General features: G+C 66.2%; 6 protein-coding genes. 4 read left to right on the top strand and 2 right to left on the bottom strand.

The window, feature by feature from the left end:
* Positions 1-225: 225 nt before the first annotated feature.
* On the bottom strand, positions 226-1,239 hold the full coding sequence (locus JSV65_01535) for a Gfo/Idh/MocA family oxidoreductase (GenBank protein ID UCH35059.1): 1,014 nt from the start codon (positions 1,237-1,239) through the stop codon (positions 226-228).
* 68 nt (positions 1,240-1,307) lie between these two features.
* Complete coding sequence (locus JSV65_01530; GenBank protein ID UCH35058.1) at positions 1,308-2,057, bottom strand: creatininase family protein; 750 nt, start codon at positions 2,055-2,057, stop codon at positions 1,308-1,310.
* A gap of 218 nt (positions 2,058-2,275) precedes the next feature.
* Between JSV65_01530 and JSV65_01525 the strand changes: the two genes are divergently transcribed.
* The 4 genes from JSV65_01525 to JSV65_01510 form a co-directional block, all read left to right on the top strand.
* Complete coding sequence (locus tag JSV65_01525; protein ID UCH35057.1) at positions 2,276-4,807, top strand: glycoside hydrolase family 99-like domain-containing protein; 2,532 nt, start codon at positions 2,276-2,278, stop codon at positions 4,805-4,807.
* A 71-nt stretch (positions 4,808-4,878) separates the two neighbouring features.
* A complete protein-coding gene (locus JSV65_01520; GenBank protein UCH35056.1) occupies positions 4,879-7,110 on the top strand; it encodes a glycoside hydrolase family 127 protein in 2,232 nt (743 codons plus the stop codon).
* Positions 7,111-7,142: 32 nt separating this feature from the next.
* Complete coding sequence (locus JSV65_01515) at positions 7,143-8,141, top strand: alcohol dehydrogenase catalytic domain-containing protein (GenBank protein ID UCH35055.1); 999 nt, start codon at positions 7,143-7,145, stop codon at positions 8,139-8,141.
* 33 nt (positions 8,142-8,174) lie between these two features.
* Positions 8,175-8,809 (top strand): hypothetical protein (locus JSV65_01510; protein UCH35054.1); only part of this gene is annotated, 635 nt, incomplete at its 3' end.

The raw sequence follows: 8,809 nt of genomic DNA, 5'->3' as shown, positions 1-8,809 counted from the left end.
TCCCCGGCTGTGGCTGATGTGGACGGCGACGGGATACTCGAGATCCTCGTCGCCTCGCGGGATGGAAAGGTCTACTGCTTGAGTACGGCTGGCCGCGGCCCGGTCGCGTGGCCGACCAAGCGCGGCGCGCCCACATCGAGCGGCGCGATCGCGCGCCCGCCGCGGTGACATGAGCGCCGCCCCGCGTCGCCGGTGGTTCCGCTCCGCGAACAGGCCGTCGCTTCCCTATCGGAAGTCTGCGCCAGCAGGCGCTACGAACTTGCCGGTTGCTGCCGATTCGTCCGCCGCGACACAGGCGGCCAGCGATGCGAAGGCATCTCGGCCGGTTATGGCTGCGGGGGCTCCTTCCAGTGCTGACCTCAGGAACGCCTTGACGCATCCCGAAGTGCCGGTCACGATCGGGTCCGGGTCGCGCGGGAGATCCTGCCAGTCGTCGCGGCCATCGCGGACTGCTCGGAGGCCCACGACCATTCCTTTCGTGCCGACGAGCCGCAAGTGATCGTCAATCGCTCCGGCCTTGGGCCAGTGCGCCTCGTAGGTGACCGTCACCTGTCCGATCGCACCGTTTTCGAATCTGAACAGGGCAGTCGTCGTCTTATCATTCGGGAAGTCCAGGGATCCTATCCGGTTGCCGTACGCGCAGACCGACTCAATCGGCCTGCCGACGAAATGGCGCAGCAAGTCCACCTCGTGGATGCCGGTGCCCACGAGTGCCGTGCGGCCTGCTTCGGCTGAAGCGTACCACGGCGAGCGCCGGAATTGCCCCCGTTTGTCCTGTATCGCGTCAATCCTGAGATGTATGATCTCGCCGAGGCCGCCGGCGTCGAGCATAGATCGAATCGCCTGGACGTATGTCCGAAAGCGCCGCTCGTGGGCGACCATGAGCACGCGCGAGGCCGACTCGGCAGCCCGCACCATCGCGCGCCCATCTCTTAGGTTCGTTGCCAGCGGTTTCGTCACCAGGACGTGACAGCCGCGCTCGAAGCAGCGCTCCGCGTGGGGACGGTGAAGGTGATCCGGGGTCACGATACTGGCCACGTCCAAAGACTCCGCGTCCAGCATCGCGTCGAGATCCTCGTAGCTCTCCGCGACAACGGGAAACGCCGTTCGCACTTCTGCCGCGCGCGCCGCGTCGGGGTCACACACGACCAGCCGGGCGACGTTACCCGACTCGGCGTAAGCCGCGACGTGATGGCGCCCGAGGCCGAGGCCGACCACGGCAATGTTGAGCTTCCTCATGCTGATGCTCCGCTCCGACGACCCGCGCTGACGTCCCTGGAGGTGAGAGACGCATTCCACGGCCAGAGCTACGCCAGCAACTCCTTCACTTTGCCCCCCACCCGTCGCACGACGGCTTCGACGCCCTTCCGGCCGTACTCCTCGGAAGCGAACTTGCGCGGGTCGCGCCCGCCGACGCCGACGAGATCGCCCAGATCGTCGCCCGCCGGCAGCCGGCTCAGGTCCACCAGATCCGGCCGCAGCGCCAACATCAGCGATGTCTCCCACGCAGCGGCATGATCGCCCGCATCCGGGATCTCGTCCCGCACCAACTCGTAACCCGTGCACGCCCACACGCGACATGTGCCCTGTGAATGGTACATCTCCACCGCCGCACGGGCGTGCCTGAGCAGCGGATAGTGCCCTGCCATCAGCACGACGGCGCGGAACCCGAGGCTCTGCATCTGAAACAGGACATGCAGCAGGAGACGAAGATACCTTTCGTCCTCCTCCACGCGCGTAGCGTGCATGTAGCCCGGTGCGAAGTTCTCGGCGGGTAGGCCCATCTTCTCGGCGATGCGAGCTACGTCGCCGCTCGTCGCCTCCATGAGATGGCTTTCGCGCGGCTCGCCGAAGAACAGCGCCGGCATGACGAGACCGCCGTGGGCCTCGGCGCACTTCATCGCCAGCGCGTGCATCTTCACCGTGTCAAGCCCGACGCAGTTGTGCTCCCCGTGCCACTCGACGCCGCCGAGCGGCACATAGGCGACCGGGCACGCGGTCCTCGCCTCGACGATTTCGTGCGGCAGCATCTCCTCGTAGCGTACTTTCCTGGGCACTTTCGCCACCTCCATGCGAGCCGGCAGACCCGGCGCGATGCGATCGTTACGCCTAGTTACGCCGTCGGTCGAGGCGCTTCCTCGCGCGGCCTTGCCCGCGCCGGCTGATACGCAAGGATGTCGTTCGCGGGGGAGTCGTCGCAGGACGGGGCTCGCGTCGGCTCGAAGTTACAGGTCGTCGAGGTTCCGGGGTGACTGCTGAAAAGGATACGTCGTTGATGCGCAGGTCCCTTTCCGCCGTCTTGACGATTTGTCACGCCGCCGTCCTGACAGGCGCGCTGGCGGCTCTTTTGTCTGCGCCCGGCGCCTGGGGCGACGGTCCCGCGCAGGCCTGCCCGAATCCGAGCTTCGGCGAAGGCCTTGCGTACTGGCGAATTTCACCGGCGTCGGCCTCGGTGCGGGTGGTTCGCGCTTCCGGCCGCGAGACAGGCCGCGCGGCCGTTGAGATGGACGCCCGATGGTCCTCGCACGAGGCGGGCATCATCTCCGACACATTCGCGGTCGAGCCGCTGACTCCGTATCGCCTTGGCGGACAGGTGAAGCGGATCGCGGGCGACGGGCGGTACAAGATCTCTCTAGAGTGGCTGGACGCCGACGGCAATCATCTGGGCTATGAGAACTCCTGGACCGGTGTCCTGCTGGGGCGGGAGTGGGAGCATCACGCCGTCGAGGTCGTGTCGCCCGAGGCCGCGCGCGCCGCGAGGATCCTCGCCGGTGTGGAGCCCGGTTGCGCGGGCATGATGACGCGATTCGAGCTGACGCCGCTCCCCGAACGAGGCGCCAATCTCTCGATTGACATCTTCCCCGAACCGACGCCCGCCGGCGGCGAGGGCGGCGCCGGCGGCGCCGGCCTTGGAATCCGCATCGAGAATCGCGGCGCTGCGCGCGTGGAAAGCGCCACGGTCGAGATCGAGCTGCCCGCGGGGCTGCGTTCCATCGACGACCTCGTCTTCCCGACAGGGAAGCTGTCGTACGGGGATGCTTTTGTCACGCGGCTTCCGCTGCTCGGCGCGCCGGAGAACCCCGAGGCGCCGATTCGATGCACGGTGCGCGCCCGCGCCGACGGGGCCGTGCGCACGTTCGACCAACTGACGAGGCCCTTCGTCACGGCCGCCGAGGAGATCGAGACAGCGACCGCAGACTTGTGGCCGCCGATTGCGCCCGCCACGGAGTTCCGGCTGGGGTGCTACTACTTCCCGGTGATGCTCGACTGGGACCGGGCCGGTCTGGGTGTCCGCCGCGCGGAGCACTTCGAACCGCTCCTGGGCTATTACGACGAGGCATCACCCGAGGTCGCCGACTGGCACATCCACTGGGCGGTCGAGCATGGCATCTCCTTCTTCGTCTTCGACTGGTACTACAATCAGGGCATGCTCTACCTGAATGATGCCCTGGAACGCGGCTTTCTGCGCAGCCGGTTCGCGGATCGGATGCAATTCTGCGTTGACTGGTGCAACGAAGGGCAGTGTACGGAGTTCAAGCCGCTGGACTTCTCACACGATTCCCTTGCGGGCTTCATGCGTACGTTGTGCGAACGCTGCTTCCGTTACCCGAACTACCTGCGTGTCGAAGGGAAGCCCGTCGTGTTGATCCACGTGCCGGCGAGGATTGCGAACGCGCACGGAGGGTGGAACGGCTGTCGCGCCGCGCTGGATCGCATGCGGGAGATCGCCCGTGAGTACGGGCACCCGGGCGTCTATTTCGTGGCGGTTCAAAACAATCCATGGCTCCTCGACTACGCCGCCGGGGGGTTCGATTGCGTCACTGCCTATACGTACGGGTCGTGCGACGTGCCGCTCGACTTCGCCACCGCGTCGCTGCCGTACGGCGCCCTCATGCCTCGCCACCGCGAGTGCTTCGCGCTCGCCCGCGAGCGCGCGCACGACCAGGGCCTCGATTACATCCCATGCGCCTGGATCGGCTGGGACGACGCGGGGCGCTCGGGCGACCGCGCCGTCCGCACTGCGGGGAACACGCCCGCGGCCTTTCGCCGCATGCTCGACATGCTGCCGCGCTTCGTGGATCGTCGGCCCGGGCTTGCGCTGTTCGAGGCGTGGAACGAGTGGGGCGAGGGCGGGGCGGCGGAGCCGGGGCTTCAGTACGGATTCGGGTATCTCAATGCAGTGCGCGACGCGCTCACGATGGGCCGCGGGCCGCACCGCGTGCCGATACCCAGCCAGACAGACCGTCAACGCTTCGCGACTGCGGTAACGTTTGAGCACGTCAACGACCGCTACTACCGCCGCTACTCGGCCGAACTCGGCCTCAGGCGAGGATTGGCGATGGATTTCGAATCGGTTCACGACTTGTGGCTGCGGCCGGGCAATGATGTGGCGGGCATCCGCATCGAGCGAGGTCGTCTCCGCGGACGAAGCACCGGGAATGATCCCATCCTGCTGGGCCCGCCAACCATGGGGCTGCCCGCGCAGCACGCCCAGCGAGTCGTGCTTAGGATGAACGTCAGCGCGGGGCGCCAGGGGCAGTTGTTCTGGACGACCGGCGGGGATCGCGCCTGGAGTGAAGGGCACAGCGTACGATTCGACGTCATCGCGGACGGACGGATGCATGAGTACGTGCTGGATGTGGCGAACCATCCGCGCTGGTCGGGGACGATTCGACAGTTCCGGTTCGACCCGACCGACGCGCCTGCGGAGATCGGGATCGACTACTTTGGGACGATCCCGTTCGCCAACGCCGACGACCCGGCGAAGAAGCCGCGCGGGGACGGGCGACGGGAGGCGTCTCCATGAGCATGCGCGCCAGCCGTAAGCGGCTCACGGGGATCGCCATCGTCCTGCTTGCCGCGATTGGAGGTATGGCTATGACTGAGCGGAGGGGCGCTGCGGCCCCCGCGGCGTCCTCGGAAGTCGAAATACGCTTGACGCCTTTCAGTCCGGCGCAGGTGCGCCTGCTCGACGGGCCGTGCAAGGCCGCCCAGGAGGCCGACCGTCGCTATCTTCATGCCCTCGACCTGGATCGGCTGCTATACCCCTTCCGCCTCAATGCCGGGCTGGACACGCCCGGCGAGCCGCTGGGCGGTTGGGAGGCACCGACGGTCGAGGTGCGCGGTCACTTCCCTGGGCACTATCTCTCCGCATGCGCCCGTATGTACGCCAGCACCGGCGATGAGGAATTGAAGGCGACGGCCAACGCAATGGTCGCGGAGCTGGCGAAGTGCCAGGAGGCGTTGGGCGGTGGCTACCTGTCAGCCTTTCCTGCGGAGTACTGGGACCGGCTCGAGCGCATGGACAGTCCGCCCTGGGCACCGTACTACGTCATCCACAAGATCATGGCGGGGCTGTTCGACGTGTACGCACTGTGCGGCAACCAGCAGGCCTTGGACGTGCTGGAGGGCATGGCGGGGTACTTCAAGCGCCGCGTTGACAAGCTGTCAACGCAGCAGATGGATCGCGTGCTGACCATCGAGTTCGGGGGAATGTCGGAGGTCCTGCACGATCTCTACGCGGTGACGGGACAGGCCGAGGACCTGGAGTTGGCGCATGCGTTCGACCAGGCAGCGTTTCTCGGGCCGCTCTCGCTGGAGCATGATAACCTGACGGAGATTCACGCGAACACGCAGATCCCAAAGATGCTCGGGGCCGCGCGTCACTACGAGCTGACCGGGGATGAGCGGTATCGCACCGCGGTCGAGTTCTTCTGGGAGCGCGTGGTGAACACGCGTTCATACGCTACCGGTGGAAGCAATGATCGCGAGTTCTGGCGCGAGCCGCATCGGCTGGCACACACCGTCGGGGCGCAGAATCAGGAGAGCTGCACGACGCACAATATGCTCGAGCTAACGCACTACCTGATACGCTGGACCGGCGATCCTCGCTGCGCCGACTACTACGAGCGCGCTTTCTTCAACGGCGTGCTCGGCACCCAGAACCCCGAGGATGGCATGCTCATCTACTTCATGCCTCTCGGCACCGGCTATACGAAGCAATTCGGCACGCCGTACGATTCCTTCTGGTGCTGCTACGGCACGGGGGTCGAGGCATTCTCCGGCCTGGGGGATGGCATCTACTTCCACGATGAAGGCGGCCTCTATGTCAACCTGTTCATCGCATCGGCGGTGGAATGGTTGGAAAAAGGCGTTCGGCTGGAGCAGGCCACCGACTTCCCGGAGCAGGAGGGAACTACGCTCGTTATTCATGCCGAACGTCCCACGGCGTTCGCGCTCCGGATTCGGGTGCCGTGGTGGGCCGACCGCGGCGTGCAGGTGACAGTTAACGGTGAGCGTGTGTCGGCGGAAGCAAGGCCCACGTCCTATCTGACAATCGACCGGGAATGGCATGACAAGGACAAGGTGCAGGTCAACCTGCCCATGAGCCTCCGCGCGCAGCCGATGCCCGACGACCCCGAGTTGATCGCGCTAATGTACGGCCCGCTGGTCGTGGCCGGGCTCAGCGAGAAGCACACATACCTTCCGGGTGATGCGGATGATCCGCAGTCCTGGGTCAAACCGGTTCCCGGGGAGCCGCTGACCTTCCGCACGGTGGGTCAGCCGACCGACGTGACGTTCGTCCCGCTGTATCGAGTGATCCACGAGCGTTACGGCGTCTATTGGGTCGTGACGCAGGAGGGGAGCCGGCGGCACCGGCAGATACTCGCGGACGAGGAGGCGCGGCGAAAGCGGGAAACGCGGGTGGTTGACCGGGTCCTTCCCGGCGACGAGGGATCGGAAACGGCACATAATCTCCAGGGCCGCGACACCGCGGCGGGGCCGTTCGGCGGGAAGGCCTGGCGTCACGCGACGAGCGGCGGGTGGTGGAGCTGGGACATCGCAGTGCTTCCTGAAGTCGCGATGACGCTCGCGTGTACCTATTGGGGGGACGATGTTCCGCCGCGGCGGTTCGACATCCTGGTGGATGGCGAGGTCGTCGCCACGCAGTCGCTGAACCGCGACAAGCCCGGCGAATTCTTCGACGTGGAGTATCCGATACCGGCAGAATTGACGCGCGGCAAGAGCAAAGTGACAGTGCGGTTCGAGCCGCATGAGGGCAACACCGCAGGCGGCGTGTTCGAGTGCGCCATCCTCAAGCCCGAGTGACGGCACACCGCAACCACCGCGAGAGGCGAAGCATGAAGGCAGCGTTCAAACAGGGCGAAACCGTCACACTGCGGGACATCGAGCTGCGGCCGCTGCGGCCCGACGAGATCCGGCTCCGCGTCGAGGCGTGTGGAATCTGCGGGACCGATCTGCACGTCGTTTCGGGCGAGCAAGCAGAGGCCCCGTTCGGACACGAGGTCGCCGGCGTCATTGTGGAACTCGGCTCGGCGGTAAGCGACCTCGCCGTGGGGCAACAGGTCGCGCTGGATTCCTCCACCCCGTGCGGTCGCTGCGCGAACTGCCGCAACGCGCGCCAGGAGTTGTGCACGGACATCAAGAGCTTCTTCCATCTCGGCTACATGGGACTTGCGGGGGAGATGATCGCGCCCGCGATCTCGGCGATCCCATACCTTGGGTTGACGCCGGAGGTGGCCGCGCTGAGCGAGCCGCTCGGGGTGGCGATTGACATGGTCAGGTTGGCGGAGATGCATCCGGATTCCAACGTCCTGATCATGGGGCCGGGGCCGATCGGGTTGATGGCGCTGGCATTGGTGAAGCGCATGGGCGCGCGCAGAGTGTTCGTCAGCGCCTACTCCAGCCAGAAGGCACGGGCGCGCGCCGCGCACGAGTTCGGCGCGGACGTCGTCATTGACCCGACGGAAACACCGCTGGAGGACTACGATTTCGACTGCGCGATCGATCGCATCCTGGTGACGACGCGGCCGCCTACCTTCGCCGGCGCCTTCCGGGCGGCAGCCAAAGGCGGGATCATCTCCTTCATCGGCATCGGCCACGGCGAGGATGCGCTGTGCCGTTTCGACGCCAACGATTTCCACTTCAAGAAGCTGCAACTGCGGGCTTCTTTCGCTTCCCCGGCGCTGTTCACACCGCTCGCGCTTGAGTATCTGAGGGAAGGCGTCGTGGATGGCGAGGCGCTAATCTCGCATCGCTTCCCGTTGGAGCGGATCGAGCAGGCGATGGCCACCGCGCGGGACAAAGCGCGCGCGGTCAAGGTCGTGGTGATGCCGTGACGGCGCGGCGCCGACGGGCCTCGGAGGTGAGCCGTGACGGGTAGACAGCGCATACTCAAGACGCTCCGCTTCGAGGAGCCCGACCGGCCGCCGCATTTCGAGACCATGTTCGAGTTGGAGCGCGAGGCCTTCGGCCTGCAATTCCCCGACCGCCGCGCGTGGGCGAGCTGCACCCGGCCCGAGAAGGAGCGGATGGTCGAGGCGTGCATGGACATCTACACCCGCATTGTGGAGCGCTACGAATGGGATGCGCTGGCGGTGTACTGGCCGTGGTCCGATCCGGACGGGGTCGCGGCGGCAAAGCGGACATTCGGGGATTCGATCCTGATCGGGAGCATCGTCGGACACGGTGTGTGGGCGATTGAGGTGATCACGGACTGGATGCAGTTCGCCGCCGACCTCCACGAGCACCGCGGCCGTCTCCACGAGCAAGCGGAAGCGATGTGCCGCTCCGCCCTCGATAGGATTGACGATCTGGTTGACGCCGGCGTCGACTTCGTCGTCCTGGCGAGCGATGTCGCATTCAATGCGGGGCCGTTCTTGCGTCCCGCGCAGTTCGCCGAATTGGTCACGCCGTATCTGGCGCGACTTGTGGCGCGTGTGAAGCAGCGCGGCGCCTTCGCGTTCTTTCACAGCGACGGGATGCTGATGCCGGTGCTCGACCAGAT

Source organism: Armatimonadota bacterium (assembly GCA_020354555.1).
Taxonomy (GTDB): domain Bacteria; phylum Armatimonadota; class Hebobacteria.
This window is presented reverse-complemented; position numbering and strand designations above follow the sequence as displayed.

Excerpts from the sequence above, each read along its gene's own strand:
- JSV65_01535 (UCH35059.1), bottom strand. The coding sequence starts at position 1,239 with ATGAGGAAGCTCAACATTGCCGTGGTCGGCCTCGGCCTCGGGCGCCAT.
- JSV65_01525 (UCH35057.1), top strand. The coding sequence starts at position 2,276 with ATGCGCAGGTCCCTTTCCGCCGTCTTGACGATTTGTCACGCCGCCGTC.
- JSV65_01520 (UCH35056.1), top strand. The coding sequence starts at position 4,879 with ATGACTGAGCGGAGGGGCGCTGCGGCCCCCGCGGCGTCCTCGGAAGTC.
- JSV65_01515 (UCH35055.1), top strand. The coding sequence starts at position 7,143 with ATGAAGGCAGCGTTCAAACAGGGCGAAACCGTCACACTGCGGGACATC.